16 protein-coding genes and 1 other annotated feature are annotated in these 23,207 nt (G+C 37.4%); of the genes, 4 read left to right on the top strand and 12 right to left on the bottom strand.

Features of this window, described 5'->3' with window-relative positions; all coding sequences use genetic code 11:
* Window positions 1-32: 32 nt before the first annotated feature.
* The 9 genes from pheT to IGL42_RS04280 form a co-directional block, all read right to left on the bottom strand.
* Window positions 33-2,456: a phenylalanine--tRNA ligase subunit beta gene (gene pheT / locus IGL42_RS04320; RefSeq protein WP_002366454.1), complete on the bottom strand. Its 2,424-nt coding sequence runs from the start codon at window positions 2,454-2,456 to the stop codon at window positions 33-35.
* Between the two features lie 7 nt (window positions 2,457-2,463).
* The gene (gene pheS / locus IGL42_RS04315) at window positions 2,464-3,510 is read right to left on the bottom strand and encodes a phenylalanine--tRNA ligase subunit alpha (protein ID WP_002358034.1); all 1,047 of its coding nucleotides are present in this window, start codon (window positions 3,508-3,510) and stop codon (window positions 2,464-2,466) included.
* Between the two features lie 56 nt (window positions 3,511-3,566).
* Window positions 3,567-3,785 (bottom strand) — a binding site (T-box leader).
* A 43-nt stretch (window positions 3,786-3,828) separates the two neighbouring features.
* Window positions 3,829-4,173, bottom strand: coding sequence for a winged helix-turn-helix transcriptional regulator (locus IGL42_RS04310; protein WP_002358035.1), 345 nt, complete (start codon window positions 4,171-4,173; stop codon window positions 3,829-3,831).
* Window positions 4,174-4,242: 69 nt separating this feature from the next.
* Window positions 4,243-8,037, bottom strand: a complete 3,795-nt coding sequence (gene addA / locus IGL42_RS04305; protein ID WP_002394173.1) for a helicase-exonuclease AddAB subunit AddA — start codon at window positions 8,035-8,037, stop codon at window positions 4,243-4,245.
* Window positions 8,030-11,620 carry a PD-(D/E)XK nuclease family protein gene (locus IGL42_RS04300; RefSeq protein WP_185776376.1) on the bottom strand — a complete coding sequence of 1,197 codons (3,591 nt, stop codon included), beginning with the start codon at window positions 11,618-11,620 and terminating at the stop codon, window positions 8,030-8,032. Before IGL42_RS04300 ends, addA begins: the two co-directional genes overlap by 8 nt.
* A 110-nt stretch (window positions 11,621-11,730) precedes the next feature.
* On the bottom strand, window positions 11,731-12,279 hold the full coding sequence (gene lepB, locus IGL42_RS04295) for a signal peptidase I (protein WP_002358039.1): 549 nt from the start codon (window positions 12,277-12,279) through the stop codon (window positions 11,731-11,733).
* A 220-nt stretch (window positions 12,280-12,499) separates the two neighbouring features.
* Window positions 12,500-13,219: a LutC/YkgG family protein gene (locus IGL42_RS04290; RefSeq protein ID WP_010710484.1), complete on the bottom strand. Its 720-nt coding sequence runs from the start codon at window positions 13,217-13,219 to the stop codon at window positions 12,500-12,502.
* The gene (locus tag IGL42_RS04285) at window positions 13,212-14,684 is read right to left on the bottom strand and encodes a LutB/LldF family L-lactate oxidation iron-sulfur protein (protein ID WP_002365496.1); all 1,473 of its coding nucleotides are present in this window, start codon (window positions 14,682-14,684) and stop codon (window positions 13,212-13,214) included. The genes IGL42_RS04290 and IGL42_RS04285 overlap by 8 nt, the downstream gene beginning before the upstream one ends.
* Before the next feature lie 12 nt (window positions 14,685-14,696).
* Complete coding sequence (locus IGL42_RS04280) at window positions 14,697-15,458, bottom strand: (Fe-S)-binding protein (RefSeq protein ID WP_002365495.1); 762 nt, start codon at window positions 15,456-15,458, stop codon at window positions 14,697-14,699.
* 369 nt (window positions 15,459-15,827) lie between these two features.
* Here IGL42_RS04280 and IGL42_RS04275 point away from each other — a divergent pair, with 369 nt between their 5' ends.
* The 4 genes from IGL42_RS04275 to IGL42_RS04260 all read left to right on the top strand — a co-directional run bounded on the left by IGL42_RS04275 (window position 15,828) and on the right by IGL42_RS04260 (window position 18,516).
* A complete protein-coding gene (locus tag IGL42_RS04275) occupies window positions 15,828-16,115 on the top strand; it encodes a hypothetical protein (RefSeq protein WP_002386008.1) in 288 nt (95 codons plus the stop codon).
* A gap of 180 nt (window positions 16,116-16,295) precedes the next feature.
* On the top strand, window positions 16,296-16,481 hold the full coding sequence (locus IGL42_RS04270; RefSeq protein WP_002358046.1) for a hypothetical protein: 186 nt from the start codon (window positions 16,296-16,298) through the stop codon (window positions 16,479-16,481).
* Window positions 16,482-16,651: 170 nt separating this feature from the next.
* A complete protein-coding gene (locus tag IGL42_RS04265) occupies window positions 16,652-18,004 on the top strand; it encodes an amino acid permease (protein ID WP_002382100.1) in 1,353 nt (450 codons plus the stop codon).
* Between the two features lie 110 nt (window positions 18,005-18,114).
* On the top strand, window positions 18,115-18,516 hold the full coding sequence (locus IGL42_RS04260; protein ID WP_002358048.1) for a YxeA family protein: 402 nt from the start codon (window positions 18,115-18,117) through the stop codon (window positions 18,514-18,516).
* Here IGL42_RS04260 and IGL42_RS04255 read toward each other — a convergent pair.
* The 3 genes from IGL42_RS04255 to IGL42_RS04245 form a co-directional block, all read right to left on the bottom strand.
* The gene (locus tag IGL42_RS04255; RefSeq protein ID WP_010710485.1) at window positions 18,513-19,247 is read right to left on the bottom strand and encodes a class I SAM-dependent methyltransferase; all 735 of its coding nucleotides are present in this window, start codon (window positions 19,245-19,247) and stop codon (window positions 18,513-18,515) included. The genes IGL42_RS04260 and IGL42_RS04255 overlap by 4 nt on opposite strands.
* A gap of 69 nt (window positions 19,248-19,316) precedes the next feature.
* Window positions 19,317-20,912: an ATP-binding cassette domain-containing protein gene (locus IGL42_RS04250; protein ID WP_002394167.1), complete on the bottom strand. Its 1,596-nt coding sequence runs from the start codon at window positions 20,910-20,912 to the stop codon at window positions 19,317-19,319.
* A 124-nt stretch (window positions 20,913-21,036) separates the two neighbouring features.
* On the bottom strand, window positions 21,037-22,920 hold the full coding sequence (locus IGL42_RS04245) for a collagen binding domain-containing protein (protein ID WP_010710486.1): 1,884 nt from the start codon (window positions 22,918-22,920) through the stop codon (window positions 21,037-21,039).
* Window positions 22,921-23,207 lie beyond the last annotated feature (287 nt).

Here is a 23,207-nt window from a genome sequence, read left to right as displayed (position 1 = left end):
TTCGACTTATGCCCCACTTTCCTGTTTTTATTTTATCTTACTTCTACTTGATGTTTTTCAATTAGCGCTTTTTCAACCTTTTCCATTGAACGGTTAATTTCTTCATCCACTAATGTCGCTTCTGCATTAACGAAAGTTAAACTATACGCCATTGATTTTTTGCCAGCGCCTAGTTTTTCACCTTGATATACATCAAATAAATGAATCTCTTTCAAATATTTACCTGCGTTATCTGAAATAGTTTTAACTAGTTCTTGATTGGTAACTGTTTCATCGACTAATAAAGCAATATCTCGAGAAACTGCTGGGAATTTAGAAACTGCTTCATAAGTAACCCCGCCTGCTTCTGTGGCTACTAATTGTTGCAAGTTTAATTCAGCAACATATGTTTCAGGAATATCGTACGCTTTTGCTGTCGTTGGGTGAACTTGTCCGACAAAACCAACCACTTCATCTTCTAAATAAATCCATGCTGTCCGGCCTGGATGCATTTCTGGAATCGCCGTTGTCGCTTGATAACTGATTTTTTCTGTTAATCCTAAAACAGCTACAATACTTTCCACTAAGCCTTTTACTGTATAAAAATCAACGGCTGTTGCTTTTGTTTGCCAATCTTTAACCATTGTATTACCAGTTAAAGCAAGTGCTAAGTGATTTTCTTCTGTAGGTAAATTTTTTGTTGGATCTTCTGTTTGGTAGAAAACGCGTCCTACTTCGTAGAAGGCGATATTATTATTTTTACGTGCCACATTGTATGCGACATCATCTAATAAACCAGAAATTAAGTTCATACGTAACACAGAACGCTCTTCACTCATTGGCCATTGCAAACGTGTTGTTTGACTTTCTTTCATCATAAATTGACGGGATTTTTCTTCTGTTGTCAATGCATAGCTGATGGCTTCACTCGTACCATGACCTTCCAGTAAGCTCTTTAATTGGCGCGTAACATGTTGTGCTTTGGTTAGACTTCCAGCAACTGTTTCTCCACTTGGCAATGTTGAAGGTAAATGATCATATCCATAAATGCGCGCCACTTCTTCAATAATATCTGCTTCAATCGCAATATCCCAACGTCTTGGTGGAATCGTAATTTCATATGCGCCTTGATTTACTTCATAAGCAAAACCGAGTGCTTCAAAAATTTCATTCACCGTTGCTTCATCTAATGCAGTGCCTAAATATTGGTTGATTCGCTCTAAAGTCACAGCTACCTGCGCTTCTTTAACGGCCACTTCAGAACCAACTGCAGTGCCTGAGACCACTGTTCCGTTGGCTAACTCTGCAATCATCGCGGCTGCCACATCACAAGCTAGCCCCACTGTCGCTTGGTTGATGCCTTTTTCAAATCTACTTGAAGATTCACTCCGTAAATTGAATTGTTTAGACGTTTTGCGAATAGACAATGGATTGAACAATGCCGCTTCTAAAGCCACAGTTGTTGTTTCTTGACTGATTTCAGAATTAGCCCCACCCATTACACCGGCTAAGCCGACAGGCGTTTTTCCATTCGTAATGACGATATTTTCTTCTGTTAATTGACGTGTTTCACCATCTAATGTAATTAGTTCTTCTGCTGCTGTTGCTCGACGAACCAAGATTTCTTTGCTATCTAATTTTTGGTAATCAAATGCATGCAATGGTTGACCAAATAATAATAAAATATAATTTGTCACGTCCACCACATTGTTAATCGGACGGATTCCTTCATTCATCAATCGGTTTTGCAACCACTGAGGACTTTCTGCAATCGTCACATCTTTAATAACACGAATTTGATACGCTGGCGCATCTTGTGAATCTTCAACAGTCACTGTTACGTAATTTTCCACGTTATCTGAAGCATCTTCTTTGAGTTCGGGATCATTAAACTGAGGTGTTTGACGATAAATTGCGCCAACTTCATAGGCTACCCCTCTCATACTTAGTGCATCTGCACGGTTTGGTGTAATTGATAATTCAATAATCGCATCATCCATGTCTAAATAAGGGAAAACAGGTGTCCCATTCACTGCTTCTTGAGGTAAATAATAAATCCCTTCAGCATAGGCTTTTGGTACGACATTATCTGAATATCCTAGCTCTTCTAACGAACAAATCATTCCGTTAGAGACTTCGCCACGCATTTTGCCTTTTTTAATTTTTTGATTTCCTGCAATTCTTGAACCAGGTAATGCTACGATGACTTTAATTCCGGCTTTTACATTTGGTGCTCCACAAACAATTTGTGACAATTCTTCTTCACCGATGTCTACTTGGCAAATTGATAAGTGGTCAGAGTTTGGATGAGGAACACATTCTTTTACTTCACCGACAACAATTTTCTTTAATCCTTCTTCAGGTACAGCAACGCCCTCAACTTCGATACCTGTCACAGACATTTTGTCCGCTAATTCTTGCGGAGTAACGTTTGAAAGATTAACATATTCATTTAACCATTTATAAGAAACTAACATTTTTCAACTACTCCTTTACCTTGAATTGATTTAAGAAACGTAAATCATTTTGATAAAAATTACGGATATCATTTACACCGTAACGTAACATAGCAACGCGATCTGGTCCTAAGCCAAAGGCAAAGCCTGAGTACTCTGTTGGATCAATCCCTGACATTTGTAACACATCTGGATGAACCATCCCCGCACCTAAAATTTCAATCCAACCTGTATGTTTGCAGACGTTACAACCTGCCCCGCCACATTTAAAACAGCTAACATCTACTTCGACTGAAGGTTCTGTAAAAGGGAAATAGCTAGGACGTAAACGAATTTTACGATCTTCACCAAACATTTTTTTCATCATGACTTCTAACGTCCCTTTTAAATCACCCATTGTGACATTTTTATCGACAACAAGGCCTTCAATCTGATGGAATTGGTGACTATGTGTCGCATCATCTGTATCACGACGGAATACTTTCCCAGGAGAAATCATTCGTAATGCACCTTTTGAAAAATCGTGTTTTTCCATTGTTCGAGCTTGAACTGGTGAAGTATGCGTACGAATTAACATCTCATCTGAAATATAAAACGTATCTTGCATGTCGCGTGCCGGATGATCTTTTGGTAGATTCATGCGTTCGAAATTATAATGATCGGATTCTACTTCGTATCCTTCCACTACTTGATAACCCATGCCTAAGAAAATATCTTCAATCTCTTCCATAACTTGTGTCAAAATATGACGTGTGCCTTGAGGCATTTGTTTTCCAGGTAAAGTTACATCTAAACTTTCTTCTTTTAGTGCCGCATTTAATGCTTCGTTTTCTAAAACAACTTTGCGCGCTTCAATTGCTTCTGTTAATAAATCACGAATTTCATTTGCAAAGCCCCCCACCACTGGTCGTTCTTCTGGTGAAAGGTTTTTCATGCCTCTTAATACTTCGGTGATTGGCCCTTTTTTCCCTAATGTTTCTACGCGAATTTGGTTTAATTCTTTTAAAGTAGCAACTTGTGCGATTTCTTTGAGCGTATTGTCTCTAAGAGCTTCTAATTGCGCTTGTAATGTCATTATGCGTTCCCCTCTATCTTTTATTTAAACTAAAAAAAACGATAACCCATTCCTTTCAAAGGAACGAGCTATCGTGTTACCATCCTAATTCATAACAAATTGTTGTCATGCACTCATTTCATTTAACGGCAATTACCGGTTTGCTTTCTTCTTGAAAACAAACAAACTCAGGAAGTGAATTTCGCTTGGTGACTGTGTAAATCAGCTTCCAGTCTCTGGCTGACTCTCCCTAAAACACGTCAATTCAAACTACTTGTTTCCATCACTGTTTTTTTAGTTATTTAATTACGTTTAGTTTACAAGAAGTTTTGCTTGCGGTCAACTGCATTCTTCGTCTTTTACCCATTTTTCTGCCCAATGTTGAATTTGTTCCATTGCTAATTGCAAGTCTTCGCCTTTTTCGGTTAGGAAATATTCTAAGCGATTTCCTTCACCGCAACGAACAGCTTTGGTGATAATTCCTTCAGCTTCTAGTTCCTTCAATCGCTCTACTAAGACACGATCACTTAACATTGGAATTTTTTCTTTTAATTCGCCAAAACGTTGAGGACCTCGTTCTAATAAAACATCAATAATTAAACCATTCCATTTTTTACCAAGTATTGAAAATGATTTTTCAAATTTGGGACAAAGTACAAACGATTCTGTTTTTACTTTTTCCATCTTCCTCACCTCTTCAATGAGTATAGCACATTCCTTACAAAATGTAAGTGTTTCTGCTTCTAATTTTTTCTACTTTATAAAATCTACAACATTTCCTGTCTGCATGTCAATAATTACTCCTCCATTTAATAAAATTAAATAGACGTGCGACACCTCTTTATGCGTTGCCTCTTGTAGCGCTCTACGATAAAGATTCATCTGTCCGCGATACCGTTCGACAATTTCAGAAATCGCTTGGGGAGAGGTGCCTTTTACATGATCGGTTTTATAGTCATACAAAATGCATTGATTGTCTAATTCGATATAGCCATCAATAATCCCATGAATTAATAAATCATCTTGTGTCGTTTCTGGATAATTTTGAATGAGCTCTTCTGCTTCAATCAGCATAGAAAAAGGTTGTTCCCTTCTAACGGTTTGATGGTGTTGAATCAATTGTTTTCCTAAGGCGGTATCAAAGAAGGCCACGATTTGTTCCAGATTCATTTTTTCAGCAATTGCTGGTAAAATCAATTTATTTTCCACTAAGCGTTCTTGAACAGCTCGCACTTCCTCGTAAGAAGGTTGCTTACTTAAATCAATTAGTTGTAATAAATAATGGGTTGCTGTCCCAATTTCAGCTGCTGAGGGCGCTTGAACCGTATCTAAAAATTTAGGCTTACTTAAATCTCCTTCAATCATTCGATTGACAATCAACGGTTGCGCTTGAATAGTATTGTCTTCCCGAACCTCAATTTTACCAATTTCTTTGTTATCGGGGTCATCAAATACTCGCTTGATTTCAGAAACAGACTGATAACTGGTGGTCCGAGTAGCCACTTCAAACGGATAATTGAAACTTAACCGTGCAAGACCACGATTGATTTTGTCAGCAGATAATTGCGCTTTTTCGGCTAAATCCTCTGCTTGTCTTTCTGGCAATTGTAATTGCTGAATGGCTGCTCGTAGTTGTTCTTCGTTGAACCACTGAATATGAAAGTTAGCTGGGTGCTTTTTGACTTGCGGAACGTTACTTACTACTACTTCTTGCTGATATTCATCGGCTTTTTGATGGCGTACCAATGTCATCCCAACCCAATTCATTAAACTACTTTTACTTTGCAAGCGATTTTCAGCTGGTAGCACCAGTGTTTCTACATCGCCAACTTTCAGCCACTCTTTCCACATCGCCGCTTGGTCTTTATAGGAGCCCACCAGAAAAAGTTTCTGTTCTGCACGTGTCAACGCCACATATAGCTTCCGCATTTCTTCAGATAGTAATTTTCTCAATCGTACTTGTTTAATCGCCAAAAATGGTAAAGTATCGTACATAACTCGTTCTTCAGGTTGTAAATAACGAATGCCTACCCCTAAATTTTCTTCAAAGATATAGCGTTCATTCAAATCACTGACATTAAATTCTTTGGTCATATCTAAAACGAATACCACCGGAAATTCTAACCCTTTACTAGCGTGAATCGTCATGACGCGTACGGCATTCTCTTCACTTAAAACGACTGGTTCCGCTAAATCTTTGTCTTTTTCTTGCATTTTTTCGATGAAGCGAACAAATTGAAATAATCCGCGGAAGGTTGTTTTTTCATACGCCGCGGCCCGATCGACCAACGCATATAAATTGGCTTGGCGTTGTTTGCCAACAGGCAACCCGCCAACATAATCAAGATAGGCCGTTTCCCGATAAATCGTCCACAGCAAGGTGCTAATCTGGTTGCGTCGAGCCTGTTCCCGCCATTTTTCTAATGATTCAGCAAAACGTATAGTTTTTTCCTGAACAACTGCTTCCTCCATGGTTGGTTCCATCTTTTGATTAAACGTTAAAAATGCTTCGTAGTAACTGGTTTCCTTATTAGCCAAACGAATAAGCACTAATTCGTTTTCTTTTAATCCAACAATTGGTGAACGTAACACAGCTGCCAAAGGAATGTCTTGATAAGGATTATCAATCAATTGAAGCAAGGCAATCATTGTACGAATTTCCGTTGCTTGGAAATAATTTTGAGCATCATTGACTTGAACTGGAATTTCTAATGATTTAAAAACATCTAAAATAGTTAAATTATTTTTCTTCGTAGGCGTTAATAAGACAATATCTTGATAAGTAATCGGTCGATCCGTTTTCAGCTTTTTATCATAAATCAAGAAATTTTGGTCAATTAATTCACGAATTTTCAAAGCAGTAACGTAAAGTTCCCCTTCTGTCTTATCTTCAATCAACAACTCAGGGGATTGTAATTCTGGAAATTCAACTGATTCTGTTGCTTTTTTTTCATAAATTAGCAATTCAGTTGAATAATCAGCCGCCTCCGAAAATTGATCAAAACCATGAACCAAAGCAGCTGACTCATCGTAAGCAATTTGGCCCACTCGCTCATCCATTAATTGACTAAATACTAAATTCGTAAAGTCTAAAACGTCTTTGCGGGAACGAAAATTTTCAGCTAGAATAATTCGTTTGCCCTCTTCGCCTTGCCCATACTGATTGTATTTTTCAATAAACAATGTAGGATCTGCCAAGCGGAAAGAATAAATAGACTGTTTCACATCCCCTACCATAAAAAGGTTTCCTTCTGTGCTAAGCGGACGGCGCAACCAATACAAAATAGATTCTTGTAATTGATTGATATCTTGGTATTCATCGACTAACACTTCATCAAATTTTTCGCGATAGTAAAGAGAGGCTTCTGATGCTTGCCAGCCATCTGCCTGATTTTTCGCTAAAATAGCTAACGTATAATGTTCTAAATCGTTAAAATCCACTAAATTTTTAAGCCGTTTTTCTGCGCCATAGGCCTCCATAAATTGTTTCCCCACGTGAGCCATTTCTTGAACAATGGGCGTGGCCTCTTTCAAGACTTGTTTCATGGCATCTGGAGAAAGTGTAAACAGTTGCTTTTTCAAATCATTTAACGCTTTTTTATTTTGTTCTCGTAACTGTTTGGCTTGTTCCGCGGTTGGTTTCAACTCTTCGGCACGAACCGTTGGGTAGCGGTCAAAGCTTAACAATTCAGTCAAATTATAGGCGCTTTCTAAATCATTTCTCTCTAAAAATTGTAAAAATTGTTTTGTTTGTTCCTTTTCATTTTGAGCTAAATACCAAATCTTTTGAAGTTTCTCTTCGCCCTCTGTTAAGGTCACCATTTCTTCGTAACGCTGAAGAGTTCGTTGTAACGTCTCAACGGCTAGCGGTTTTAAATACGTCTGAAATAACGTTGATTCGCCTAGCTGATCCCCTACTTCGTAGGCTTGTGTTAAGCCATTAATCCACGCCTCTGGATCAGGATTGGCTTTGGCAAATTCATAAAAAGAAAAAATTAAGTTAGTGAGTCCGTCATCACTACGGTCATTGGAAAAATTCGCTGTTAATTGGTAAAACGCTTCTTGATTTTCCGCATAAAATTGTTCACGTAATGCATCCCAAACATCTTCTTTTAATAACAATGTTTCTGTTTCATCTGTTAACATCCGAAAAACTGGATCTATGTCAATTAAATAATAAAAACGACGAATAACAGTTAAACAAAAGGCATGTAACGTGCTGATATTGGCTGTTGGCAAAAGAGCAATTTGACGAGAAAAATGCCGTCTTTTTTCTGGATCTTGTTCTTCATTCATTGCCTTTTGTAAAGCCACTTGGATACGTTCTTTCATCTCACGGGCGGCGGCTTCAGTGTACGTCACAATCAAGAGACGATCGATATCGACGCCGCTTTTGACTTTTTCAATGACACGGCGGACTAAAACAGTGGTTTTTCCTGAGCCAGCCGAAGCAGAAACTAAGATATTTTCATCGCCATCAAACACCGCTTGCCATTGACTGTCGGTGAATTGCTCATTGGCTGGACGTAGTGGAATTGTTTTACTCATCTTCGGTTGCTCCTTCCTCATCTTTGTTTAACAAGCGCGCCATAATTTCCTCTTTGGATAAATTCTCAATACGATGATAATTATTTTCTTTTAACATCACATCAAAATCACAGACACTTCGAAACGGACAATAGCGACAAGCAATCCGTTCCTTGCCTTGATAAGCGGGATTAAGTTGAACTTCGCCGCCAATAATTTGATTCCCCGCTTCAATAAATTTATTTCGGTTATGGGAAAGCAACGCGCCTAATTCTGGTTCTGTCACAAATTTATCTTCTTGGCGACGACCAGGTTTAATTTGTTCTTTGGCGGATTCTTCAATCGGAAACAGCAACGAACTTTGTTTAGCTTGCAGACTCGTATCTAAATGATCCAATAAATCTGGGTCTTTCATCAAAAGACCATCAAACTGATATTTTTTAAGCATTTGTTGTTCAATGTCGTCTTTGCCTTCATAAGATAATGTAGGATTGTGTACATGCAGATAAAGTGAGCCAGCAGGTTTAGCTTCTTGACCAACTAATTGCACAGCATCCATTAAAGCCACATCCAAGTACGTCAGCATTTGCATGGCTAAGCCGTAATACGCTTCTGTCATATTAAATTTACGGTGACTCGATTTATAATCAATCACACCTAAATAGGTTGATTCGGGTGTAACCAATTGATCAATCCGGTCGATTTTCCCCCGAACATGAATTTTCCCTTGATTTTTTAATGGTAATTCCAAACCAGAAATTCCTTTTTTAGCGGCAATTTGGCCAAATAACACTTCTGTTTGAACAGTCGTCATGCCACTTCGTTGGCTTTGACGTTTCAGCGCCCAACTGACTTTTTTAATTGTTTGACTCAATTGATAGCGAATATAGTTCATGCGACTAGAGGTCGTTAATACAGAAAAACGCGCATCCCCTAAAATACTATTTAGCACTTCCTCCGCCAATAAATTGACTTCCTGATCGGTTAATTCAGATAAGTTCCGTTGATTCATAATCAATAATTTAAAGAACTGATCCAATGCTTCATGGAAAAATTCCCCTGTAGCTGCTGGCGAAAGCCCAAAGACATCTCTTTCTTTCAAACGTAAGCCATAGCGAGAAAAGTATTGATACTGACAGCGATAAAAACTCTCCATCCGAGAAACGGACGTATAAATATCTTTACCATATAAAGGTTCTGCTAAGACCTCATCAATCTTTTCAGGAATATTTTGATGCGTTAAACTTTCGAAAACTTGCTTGGCTAGCGGCGCAATTGATTGGTTCATTAGCGCTTTTTCCATATTTAACCAGAAAGGCAACAATCCTTCTTGTGTTTCTTTCCGTTGTCTTTTCAAACGCGTTAATTCACCGATTAACGTCCGATACGTACTAATATGGGCTAAACTGGTCGTTTCATCATCGAAAATGGTTGTTTCATTTTTTTCAAAAACGGGCAAGTTTAAATCTTTTTGGATATTTTTAAAATAAGGAGACGGTTTGACTTCTTGAGCGGTGTCTTTAACACTTGGATAGGTTAAATATAACCGTTCTCGCGCTGAAGAAAAGACGAGATACGCAACATAAGGTTCTTGCGCAATTTTGCGTCCGGTTGTCCCACGTAAATATTGGTTTTCCGTTAAAGTATCATTGATTGTCTGACGTTCTTCATCAGACAATAGTGTTTTATTTTCAATCTTTTGTGGAAAAATTTCTTCCGTCATCCCAATAGCAAAAGTAACCTTGGCAGCGCCAGGTCGAGTTAAATCCATTGCGCGAACTTGTACTTGGTCAATCGCTGTCGGCACTTTACTATAGTGCAAACCTTCCAAGCCACTAACAAATATTTCTTGAAACGTTGTAAAATCAAACGAACTTTCTCCGTAAACAGTGACGTATTCATCTAGTAACGACATCAATGCATCCCAAGTCTGTTCATGGTTACGAGCTGTTTCTAGTTGACCTGCTTCGATAGCTTGTAAGCGCCACATTTTTAATTGTGTTGCCACACCACTTTGCAGTAAAAAGTGATAGAAGACGGTCGCTGCTTCCAAACCAGTTTTGGCACTTATCATTGCTTGAAAGTAACTAGGTAGCAGCCGTTGAAGCGATTGACGAATCGCATTTGACTCTTCTTCCATCGTAGCGACATCTTCTTGCTCTTCCGCTTCAAAATCATACCGAATAAATTCCCAATCTTTTTCTTGTGACCAATAATAACCTTCATAGCCGTATGCCAGGACTACATTTTCGGTAATATCAACTTTTCTGCGCCAAGCGTTCCGTTGGTTTAACCAATCAGTCAAGCTTTCTTCAGAAGTAGCGAGTTGATTCATTGGCATAAATAATTCCGTTCTCAAAAAACGGAGCACATCACGATAACGATAATTGTACGAATGAATAGCAAATAAAGATTCAATCCATTCGACTAAAGGATGCCGATCCATAGCCATATCTCGGTCGACATAAACAGGAATCTCGTGTTCCGCAAAAATCGGTTCTAATAAATTTTCATAACAATCTAAATCACGAGTCAACACCTGAATTTCTTTGTACCGATACCCTTCTTCCACCACTAAACGGCGAATTTCGGTTGCAACATGTGTTAATTCTTCTTTAACGTTTTCAGCACGCCACAGAAATAAGCCATCGCCCCTCCAGTCAGCTGCGCTTAATGGAGGCAGGTGTTCTTGCGATTGAATCCAATAATCGTTTAATCCTTGCAAATCTGGATTTGTAATTAATACCTCTTTCTTTTCCACATAATCTGAAAGAATCGGGATTTGCTTCTGTCTTGCTAGTTGATAAAGCTGATGATAGGTTTGTCCCGCTTCATAAAATAACGACCGCGGATCAGGTAAGTCATGCGGATATTGTTTGTCCAATAAAAGGGCTACTTTCACAGAACCTGCTTGCGCCATTAGCACTTCAATCAACTTTAATTCTCTGGCAGTAAACTGCTGATAGCCTGAAATAACGAATTGAACATTCGACAAATCAACCGTTTGTAAATACTCGCTTAAATGTTGAATAATCTCCGCTGATTCATAGCCATACTGACTCATTTGCAATTGGAATCGCGTAAAAATTAACGTTAAATCTTGAAACTTAAGTTGTAAATCTTGTCCTTTAGGGTTCTCCGTTTGTTTTTCTAAAAATGGATAAAGCTCCGCAATCTCAATATTGCCTTCGCGCATTTCTTGATAAAGCTGAAATAGTTGCTGAATAAAGCCAGGCTTGTTAATTTCACCTCTAAAAATTTGTAACTCTTCTTCTGCTTCTACTAAAATTTTGCGAAAAATCATCGCAGCACCTGCATCAGATAAAACATCTGCCGAGTAAAAAGGTGTATGTTGTAAATAGTACCAAGCCAAACGATAAAAACTAAAAACCTGCAGACGGGTACTGGTTATTGAATCAGACGTAGTTGTGTGTAATTGACGTAACTTTTGCAAGACTTGAATTTCTTGCTCAAACTTAATATGGTTCGGGACTAAATAGAATACTTCATGCTGTGCGTCTTCCTCTAGCCATTGTTTTGTCGCCTGTATAAGTGGCGCTTCTAAGTCTGCCACGGCGGTTCCTCTAATAAACTGCACACTCATGGTTTCACATCCTTTTCCTTTGCACTGCCTTTATTTTACCACAAAAGAAGGACGGAAACATGTGTTTGTTTTTACACATTTCCGTCCTTCTCTTTTACTCATTGTCTCTTTTATTGTTTTGACACTTCTGGTATTGGACCAAACCGTGAGAATGGCCACATAACGAATTTCACTTCACCCAAAATATCTTTTTTATGAATAAAACCAATGACACGACCGTCTTTTGAATTCCGTCGATTATCACCTAAAACAAAGTAGCTATCTGCTGGTACTTTTTCTTTTAATGAAAAATCGCCTGTCAAAGGTTGACCATCTGTTAAGGCTTTTTTAAATTCATCTAAATAGGGTTCGTCAACTTCTTTTCCATTGATGTACAACGTATCATCCTTGTACGCAATTGTATCTCCAGGTAAACCAATCACACGTTTAATATAATTTTTATCTGGTTCATCTGGCGCTGGGAAAGTAATAATATCGAAACGATTAATTTCTGTGTTTTTTAACGTAATTACCCGTTCACCATCTGCTAACGTTGGATCCATTGAATGACCTCTCACTACGACAGGCGTAAATACAAATTGTCTCAGTAAAAACAGACCCAAAGCTAAACAGGCAAAAAAGACGACTGTTTTAATTAATTCTTTTGATTTCAAACTCATTCCTCCAAAAACCTTATTATCTTATGTCTCATATTCTACCACAAAGTAAATCAATCCTATAGTGCTTAACACCCAATTAATTTTTATGTACGCTTTTTTTACAAAATAGTCAGAAAAAAAACGTATTTCTTTCAAATTTGATTCTTACTTTTTTGATCCTGCTCATAAAAAAAGCATAATCAATTCTAAAAAGGGCTGAATTGATTATGCTTCTAGCGTTTTAGCGATCCATCACAACCACGTAACAAACTTCTAAAGGACCATGCAACCCGACAACCAGTTGCATTTCAATATCTCCTGAATTAGAAGGCCCTGAAATAAAGTGAATCGCTGAGCCGATTTTTTCGCCTTTTTCTATTTTATCTGTATAAAAAGCTGCTGGCTGAGTCGAACGTGGAACGAGTTTGCTAAACGGTATAATTGAAATGTAATGCTTCGGTAAAAAGTGTAAAGCTCTGCCTTGCCCCGCATTGGACTCCACCACAATCGTTCCTGATTCAGCTAGTAAAAACTCAGCAAAGGCAATCGCGATATTTGCCTGAGCAGCTGTTTGAATATTCGCTTCTCGTTGCTCACTTCCAGGTTGCCATTGCTTAACAGAAACAGCCTCTAATGAATTAGCTAAATCAGCTAATCCATAGGCTTCAAAACGTGCATCTGTTGGCAATAAAAGATTGCCCCCACCAAACTCAGCAACAATTTGCTGAATCGTCGTCAGTAAATTTTCTTGTGTGGTTTCCACTAAGTTCGTGTGAATCGTTTCCACACGTTCTTTCACAATCGTTAATAGCTCTGCTGGTGTTTTATCTGCCAACTGTTCTTCTGGTAAATGATTAACTGGCTCAAATGGATGGGCCGAAACAGGCTGTTTTTCTACGCCTAATTTTTCTCGTAGATTTTGTAAAAAAGGTTCTCGATTTTGAATCGCTTCATTAGTCATTTTTTTCACCTTCTTGATGTTTTTTGAACCAACTTCTGAAGTTTTCTGAAGATTTTGGTGGTCTTGGCAAATCACGAACATCGGTCCAACCTTTTACTAACCCTGGTCCTTTATCAAGGTAGCCTCCATGATTGTACATGTTTTCAACAGTAATGTCTTTTTGTTTACTTAAAATGCCCGCTGCAGCATGATCGACTTTCATGGCTGCTTTAAACATTGCTGGTGAACCAGTGGCTTTACCTACCATACGCATTTGGAAATCTTCAAATCCATGTTTCATTTTCAGATCATCGGTCATCACTTTACGATGTTCAATTAATAATTCGTGCAATGGAATTTTCACAGGACACGTTTCCGTACATGCCCCACAAAGACTAGACGCATAAGGCAATTCCCCAAACTGTTTATATCCACCCAAAATTGGAGAAAGCACAGCACCAATTGGGCCTGGATAAATAGAGCCATAACCGTGCCCACCAATATGGCGATAGACCGGACAAACGTTCAGACAAGACCCACAACGAATACACTGTAAGACTGGCTGAAAGGCTGTTCCTAACGCTTTTGAACGCCCGTTATCCAAAATGACCACGTGAAATTCTTCTGGACCATCGGATTCATCCGCATTTTTTTGCCCAGCAAACGTCACATACGTTGTTAAATTTTGACCAACGGCACTTCTGGCTAAAAGGTTATCTAAAACCTCTGCTTCACGCATTGTTGGTACGATTCTTTCCATCCCCATTAACACGATTTGTGTCTTAGGAATACTGATGGTCAAATCAGCATTTCCTTCATTTGTATTTAAGTTAATTAAGCCGCTATCCGCAATAGCGAAATTACAACCTGTAATGCCAATCTCCGCTTCCAAAAAGAATTTGCGCATCACTTCTCGTGCACAGCGTGCCAAATTTACCGGGTCATTATCCCCTTGATACCCTAATTTTTTCGCAAAAACCTGACGAATCTGTTCGCGATTTTTATGAATACTTGGGAAAACAATATGTGACGGCTCATCCCAGTCATCCATTTGTAAAATGAATTCCGCCAAGTCTGTTTCCATCACACTGACATCGTCTAATCCCAATAACATTGGATCAATATCGACTTCGGTCGTCACCATTGATTTAGATTTCACAATTTTTTTCGCCTTTTTTTCTAGAACCACTTGTTTCACATATTCATTGGCCTCTTCGGCGGTTTGAGCAAAAAAGACTTTGCCACCTCGTTTGGCGACGTTATCACTGAACTCTTCTAAATAGTCAGGCAGATATTGAATTGTATGTTGGCGAATTTGTTCTCCCAGTTCACGCCATTGTGGCCAATTGCCTAAAGCTTCCCGCGCACCTTCTCGTTTCTCCCATTGGGCATCTTGTGCTTTGGCGACAGCCTTTTGCATAAACACATCTTTTTTACTTTCTTCAATTCGTTCACTTAACGGCTTATTGCTCGTTGATAATCCCACAGTTCTTCCCCCTTACCCTACCGATATGATTTGCGGTTGATCCATGCGTGCTTCATCCACTTCGTGATTAAGGACTTCTGCAATATGCATAATCTTAATCTTTTTCCCATCACGATTGAATTTACCCCCGATATTCATCAGGCAACCCATATCCGCACTAATTAAAATTTCTGCGCCTGTATCAATCACATCGTTCATTTTTTCCGTCACCATTTGTTCAGAAATAGCTGGCATTTTCACTGAAAACGTTCCGCCAAATCCGCAACAATTTTCAAGATGTCCTAAAGGAATCATTTCTAATCCTTTCACATGATCCAACAAAACAAAGGGTGATTCTCGTTCATTTAAAATTCGCGTCATATGACAAGAACGATGATAAGTTGCTTTCCCATGTAACGTTGCGCCAACATCTTTGACCCCTAAGACACGATAAAGAAACTGACTAAACTCGTAAGTTCGCTCAGCTAAACGTTGTGCTTTTGGTCCATAAATAGGATCATCTGCTAAAAATTTGTGGTATTCTTTCATCATGCCGACACAAGACCCCGCAGGTCCCACCACATAATCGGCACCGTCAAAACTATCAATTTGATTCTTAAGCGTTGTCGTGCTCTCTGTCACATAGCCACTATTATACGTTGGCTGACCACAACACGTTTGGCTTGTTGGTAAAACCGTTTCACAGCCATAACGTTCCAAAACCTCTACCATTGCTTGCCCTACATTTGGAAAAAGTAAATCCACCACGCATGTCGAAAATATACTCACTTTCACGCAAAATAACCTCCTCGTTTTCTACGAAAAGGCTCCATGAAATCAATCGGGCGGCTGTCATTAAAAGTCACTTGGCTGTCGTCTCTAACTACTTCACAGTGCCTTTTCAACAAATACGTTATTTGTAACAAAAATCGTTTTTTAAAATGATTCTTATACAATAATTATTTTACCAGTATCTGGTTTTAACAGCAAACGATTCCAGAAATTTTGTGCATTTTCACACAAAAAAGGAGGCTTTTTTATAAAAGTTTCTTTTAACCCCTTTGAAATTCGTTTTTTCTGAAGAAAAGAGTGACGAAATTTTGAAATTTTGGTAAACTAAGAAAAAACGAGAAACGAGGGCCATGCATGTTCATTTCATTTAACATGTTTATTCTATTAATTGTTGCAACGATCCTAATGATTTTTCTGATTATCTATTTGACAGTCACTGGAAATGATAAAAATAATAAAAAGAAACAAAAGAAAGAAACAAAAAGAACTACGCCAACTTTAAACAAAAAAACAACTGTTCCCCCTTCTCAGAAGCCAAATGTTGTGACTGATGTTGCAAAAAAGAGCGAGCCGGAAAAGCAAGCCGTACAACGAACGCAGCAACCAACCACTAGAGAGGACGAGACTTCTCAATTTACACGAAGCCAACGTCATAAATGAAAATGGGACATAAGTCGAGATGACTTATGTCCCATTTTCTAATTCTTAAGATAATCAGCTGAACAAAAAATCCGCTAGTTGTTTCACTTTTTCTTTTAATTAATGATAGTTTATTCTTCTTTTCAGGTGTATACTAAATGATTGAAAAGAGACTTTAACTAATTAGGAAGAGGTGATTTTTTGTCTGCAAAACGGTTTATTCAATTATTCATTTGTTATGCTATTTCAATGATTGTCGCAATACTTTTAACGGACTTATTTAATTTCTCAAGTCCTATAGCTTATTTAGTAGTGGCTAGTATCATCGGCTATGTAGTCATTACTGTTCCATTAACAATTATGACTCTATTAAAAAATAAAAATTAATAAAAAAATTGAGCGATTTTAATCACTTAAATTGCTCGATTTTTTTATTTTCATAATATTTTTCACTTATTTTTTCATTTTCATTGACAGAATAGTTGTAATTGTCAGAAAATTGTATATAATAAAGAAAGTTATTTTCATATTATTTTTTTCAATTAAAGGAGAATCCTATGAGTGAAACACAACAAACAACCTTAAAAAAACAATTAAGCTCGCGCCATATTACGATGTTAGCCTTAGGGGGAGCGATTGGCGCAGGTCTTTTTAAAGGAAGTGGCGAAGCAATTGGTATTGCCGGTCCTTCTGTTTTAATCGCCTTTCTAATTGGCGGTGCTGTTCTCTTCATCGTCATGAGTGGTTTAGGAAAACTTGTTTTAGATGGCGGAGACACACATCATGGTTTGTCTGGCTTGGTTCGACCATTTTTAGGTGCACATTCTGCTGATTTTATTGATTGGGTTTATTATTCCATGTGGACAATTAATATTATCGCAGAAGCGGTTGCCGCAGCTTCCTTTTTACAACTTTGGTTTCCTAATATTCCTGCTTGGTTTTTTGTTTTTATTTTAGCTATTTTAACGACGCTCATTAATCTTTACTCGGTTCGTTTATTTGCAGAAACAGAATATTGGTTGGCGTTTGCTAAAATTAGTGTCATCATTTTGTTAATTATTTTTGGTGTTTATCTGGTGGGACAACAAATGCTAGGCAGTGGTGTCTTCCCTACTTTACAAAGTATCACCGATCATGGTGGCTTCGCCCCACATGGCATGAAAGGTATAGTTAATTCTTTATTAGTAGTTATTTATTCTTATGGCGGTTCAGAATTAATCGCGATTACTGTCAGTGAAGCAGATGATCCTAAAAAAGCCATTCCTAAAGCGATTCGTGGTGTGATGGGACGGATTATTTCCTTCTATATCATTCCATTATTCTTACTTTTGATTATTTTCCCTTGGAATACCTTAGCAGGCACAACGGTGAGTCCATTTGTTATGGTTTTTGAAAAAATGAATATTCCTTTTGCTGCTGACATCGTAAATTTTGTGATTATTTTAGCCTTGTTTTCTTCTATTAATTCTGGAGTATACGCCTCTTCTCGCCTTTTATATTTTCGCTTAAAAGATAAAAAAGGACCCATGAGTAAACTTGCGGTTTTAAACAAGCACCAAGTACCTCAACGTTCAGTTTTCTTCTGCGCCAGTGTTTTATATCTGGGCGTTATCCTTTCTTATTTTGTTGGCGATGAATTATTTGGTTACTTAGCCGGTTCTCTCTCTTACACTGTCTTGCTAATTTGGATTTTAATTAGCGCTGCGGCGTTTGTTCTTTCTTTAAAACGAGGGTCTCTCTTTGAAAAAAGTATTAATCTCCTTGCTTTAATCATTTTAGGTCTCATCTTTATTGGCATCTTATTTACAAATTCGTTAGGCGTCACTCTTTTAACAGGCCTACTGTACTTTGTTATTTTCTTTAGTTATCGTAAGAAAAATGATTCCTTTCTACTCTCTGATGAAAGCTAAATAGACCAAAAAAAACGAACAGTTTTGTAAGACAACTGTTCGTTTTTTCGATGTTCCATCTCCTTCTTCTTTTGCTATGCTATTTTTGTAAATTGTTAGGAGGAGAAAAAATGAAAAAAATCGGCGCTATTTTATTTATTGGCTTATTTATTGTTGGTGGTTATACAGGCTATCGTTATTATGCAGATACATATAAGGGTGAAAAAGCCTATGCACAAGTTCCTCTAGAAATTCCTGAACGAAAACAAACAGTAGATGACAATCAAAAAAGCATAGATGGCCAATATTCTTTACACTATCGACTAACTTTTGTTAAAAGTAATGGAAAAACGCAAGTCATGGATTACGAACGGACAGACAAAAATCCTCAACCTTTGGAACCGAATGCTTACATAGAAGCAACCATTAGTAAAAAAAGAATCATCCAATCTCCTGTCAAAATTGATAAAAAAGAGATACCAGAAAAAGCTTTCGCACAATTAAATAACCGAAAAACAACCAGCGATAATTAGTCATCGCTGGTTGTTTTTTTACATGGAATAACAATTAATTCATAAATAATGGTACGCTGATTTTGCTTAATTTCATGAGAACCAAAAATTTCTTGTACGCGTTGTTCTAAAATTGGAACTGACCATTGTTCTTCAAAATAGCTGCGGAAAAAGTCTTTTGAAATAGCTTCTGATGCTTCAAAGAAAAATTTTTTTGTGAAAAAAGGTCGCTGTTCTTTTTTTAGAAATGCTTTGTATTGTGCCATCCAATTTAACTGCGGGTTGCTCTCTTGCTCAAAAGGAGAAAATAACGAATCTTGCTCTTCCACTAGCCGAAATATAAGACACCATTTCTCACTTAATTGGCACAATGCATTAACTTTTTCAGGCGTATCCAAAGCAGGGTTCATCGCTGAAAAAACGACTTGAAATTTTTTCCCAGTCTCAATCAGTCTTTCTTGGCTTTGGTGAAGAAAAACAACGTTGCTTTGTGCTTTTGCTTCCGCAATCTCCAACATTCTCTGAGAAATATCGGCTAGCGTATACTCCGTGACTTGCTCTTGAAAAAAAGGTAAGTATCGTCCTGTCCCACCTGCGATATCCAGAAATGTCTGACACGGAAAAATGCCTTCTTGGACCAAGAAATCACGTAATTCTCGAGCAATTGGAAATGGCGATTCTTGTTGAATTTCTTCATATTCTTCTGCAAATTCATCCCAAAATTCCGCCAATTCTTGCTCATTATTATTCATCAACAATTGCCCCTTTCTCTCAATTCTTATAAAAAGTGTAGCAAAAGAAGCGCCAAAGAGCTAACAAGTTCACTCATTTAAATCAATAATTTCATCTACAAATCGCAGGGTTTTAGGTCGATGAGTAACCAAAATAGTCAACTTATTGTGGGTAAATTTTTGTACTTCTTGTAACACTTTTTCTTCGGTCTTTTCGTCCAATGCAGAAGTCGCCTCATCTAAAATAAGGATCTCTGCTTGTGTAAATGCTAAGCGTGTGAAAGCAATCCGTTGTTTCTCGCCACCAGAAAAATTCATTCCTTTTTCACTCACAATAGTGTTTAAACCTTCCGGTAACCGTTCATAAAGTTCCCCCAACTGAAAACGATACATAGCTTCAATTACTTGTTCATCAGAAATTTCTTGATTCAATACAATATTTTCTTTCAACGTTCCTTGAAATATTGGCACATCTTGCGATAAATAAAAAACTTTTTCATAATAATCTTCCAAATTGAATTGTGTTAGAGGAAATTGATTCACATAAACTGTCCCCTCTGTCGGCTTCAATAATCCTAAAATCAATTTAATCAGGGTAGATTTACCTGTCCCACTTTTTCCAATCAAGCCATAGGTTTTATTCATTGAAAATTGTCGATTTTGTTGGGACATAATCGTTTGACTATCTACGCTAAAACATACATCTTTTAATGAAATTGTTTGAATTTCAGGTAACGCTTTGCCGGAAACCATTAAGTCAGGATCATCTTCTTTTTTATAAAAATCTTCCAAGCGCTGATAGGCTACTTTATCCAAATTATATTGAACAAATAAAACATTAAATATGGCTATCGGCGTATAAATTCGATCGATATACATCACTATCGCTACAAGTCCACCTAAACTTAGCGTCACGACGTTAGTAAAACTAAGTACGACAATACTTACTTTGATAAGTGCAACTAACAAGGCAAAAAAGCCAAAGAAAAATTCATGGATCATAGTCATTTTTGTTATATTTTGACTATTTTCCTCTGCCATTAACGCGTAATTTTCAATCTCTTTTTTATATTTTCGATTAATTCTAAAAGTTACTAGTTCTGTCATCCCTCGTATCAAAGTAGCATTCATTGCTTCTTCAGAAATAAGTGTTTTTTCTTTCATTTTTTGTAGCGTTTTCAAAAGCGTTTTGGTTAAAATAAATACAATCACATAACCAATTAGAATTGCTGGCAGTAATTTTTTATCAATCAATGCTATGAAAAACAAATTAAATAACGTCTCTGGAATTAGCTCTCGAAATAAGCGCCCATAAAAATTCAAGTGGATATTTCTCCCAGCTGCTGCACCAACTTCTACTTTTTGTAGTAAAGCTCCCGCTCCCAGTTTTAGATATTCTTCATAGGAAATCTTGCTCATTTTTATTAAACTTAATTTCTTCAAATAGAAATAGATGCCATTAGTTAAGTAAGCTTTCGGTTTCTGTTCACAGTAAGACAATAGCGGAATTAAAATAATTGTTGTTCCATACGCTACTAACAACCCTAGTTGGAAACTTTTTTGATAATGATCTAACAACTGTTGAAAAAAATAAATTGCTAAAGCACTACATAATGAAACAATCACACCAATCAAAATGTACCAAGTGAAGCTTTTCTGAAAGTGCGACCATATTTTTTTAGTCATTTACTCCCTCCTTTTCGAGCAGTACATACCTTACTGTAGCATAGTTTTTGATTGGCGCCTATCAGCAATTTATCTCCAGATAATAAAAAAGCCCCCCAGCGAAAGCTGGATGGCTTTTCTATTGTTAATTCTTTCTGATTTGTAGATAACTTACACCTAAAACGGCAAATGTACTTGCCAGTATTCCTGCTATTAGCATAAACGGTGTTTTTGTTGTGCCTGTTTCGGGAAGTTCTCGTTGCCCGTTTGCTTCATTTAATTTTTGAATTGGTTCACTAAGCAGTTGGGGAGCCAACTGTGGGCTTCCTTCATTTTTCAATGTATTTAATGGAGCGTTTAGTATTTGTGGTTGATTTTTTGATGTAACATTTTTATTTGTCTCCACAGTTGTTTCTGTGGATGGCTGTTTTTTCTCAGTTGTAGTAATTTCTTTTGTTGGTGAGACATGAACTTCTGGCTGGCTGCTTTCTGCCGTTTCCGTTATACCATTCTCTTCAGTTGTTACGCTTGGTTTTTCAGGTAGGATTGGTGCAATCGTGCCTAGTGTTTCACTTTCATCTGGATTTTCTTCTTCCGTTGGCGACACATGGACTTCTGGTTGACTGCTTTCTGCAGTTTCCGTTGTGCCATTCTCTTCAGTTGTCACACTTGGTTTTTCAGGTAGGATTGGTAAAATTGTACCTAACGTTTCACTTTCATCTGGATTTTCTTCTTCCGCTGGTGAGACATGAACTTCTGGTTGGCTGCTTTCTGCAGTTTCTGTTGCGCCGTTCTCTTCAGTTGTTACGCTTGGTTTTTCAGGAATAATTGGTGTAATTGTACCTAACGTTTCACTTTCATCTGGATTTTCTTCTTCTGTTGGTGAGACATGAACTTCTGGTTGGCTGCTTTCTGCGGTTTCTGTTGCGCCATTCTCTTCAGTTGTTTCTGTTGCCTGTTCCGAAGTAGGTATCTTTGGTTCCCATTCTTCTATTGTCTCTAAAGGAATGTCTAGACTTTCTTCTGTTGGCATTTCCACATTTTGATTGCCGCTTGCCTCGCCTTCTACAAAAACATTTTTAACCTGTGATGTATTTTTTTCATTCGTTGCGTCTTGATTGTTTAGTTGATAATTGATGTCATAACTATTTTCAAATGTTGCTTGATGTTGGCCTGCTTCCGTGATTGTCGAAGTGTAACGGACGATAAAGGAAGTAAAGCGTGCTTTATCCCGATAAAAACGTAAATTAAAGTCATTATCTGTTACGAAGTCAATTTTGCCATAACCTTGTTGCTCAAACTCGGCAAGTGAAATATATTTAGTTTCTTTGTCATTCACAATATCAAATGTAAAACTCTCTTTATTTAATTGTTGACCACTTCCTTGTCGATCCGCAATTGAAATATCTTCTGTGACATCGGATTTATTGAGGTTCACATTTAAAAACCAACGTACTTGATTTGACTCTCCAGCCAAATCGCCTACTTTATAAAAAAACGGATAGTCTCGCTCAATTTGGCCAGTCTCTGTGTTGGTCACTCCTTCAATCGTCAAACGTTGAGTCGCCGTTGCTGTTCCGAAATCCGTTTCTATCACATTCGGTTGCGAACTATTGGTGATAAGCGTTTTAATCCCGAAAGAAAAATGCCCATTCACATTATGTAAAGATTCAACTTTTTCATTAAATGTTGCTACAACATGATCTTTATAGATAAAAACTTCCCCTAAACCATTTAAATTGATTTTTCGTGGTGAGCCATCGTTCTCGGTCATTCCAACTAATGCATTTGGTAAAGTTAAAGTAATAGTATCGCCAGGTTTTATTTTCTGATTTTCTTTGTCACTAAAAGATACTTTAATTGAGGTCATCTCTCCTTGATATAAAGTAGTGTGATCTAATTCTACTTTGTCAACGATTGAACTTTTGCTCAATTCGGCGCCAAACGAAATTGGACCAATCAATAACGCCCCCGCAATTGGTAGAATCATTACCAACAGTAACACTAAAAATTTTACACTTTTTGTCATAAAAAATTATTCACCCTTCTTTTCTCTTATTTTTTCCACTTAGTGGTCTTTTTCAGAAGTTGACAATAGCAAAAAGATATGTCTCGTACAATATTAATGCTCATTTAAGTAGCCTTTTTTTTAAATTTCTAATTCACTTCCTAAGGAAAACGTTTTATTATGGTAGTTACATTAGATAACATTTGTTACAAAATATCTAATGCTGCCAAGTTTGAGTTGCATAAATAACATATTTCACATCAATAATGAATAAAAATACTTATTTCATCCTCATTTTGTTTCCCAGG

Source organism: Enterococcus sp. DIV0712, from assembly GCF_050554855.1.
GTDB lineage: Bacteria > Bacillota > Bacilli > Lactobacillales > Enterococcaceae > Enterococcus > Enterococcus faecalis.
This window is presented reverse-complemented; position numbering and strand designations above follow the sequence as displayed.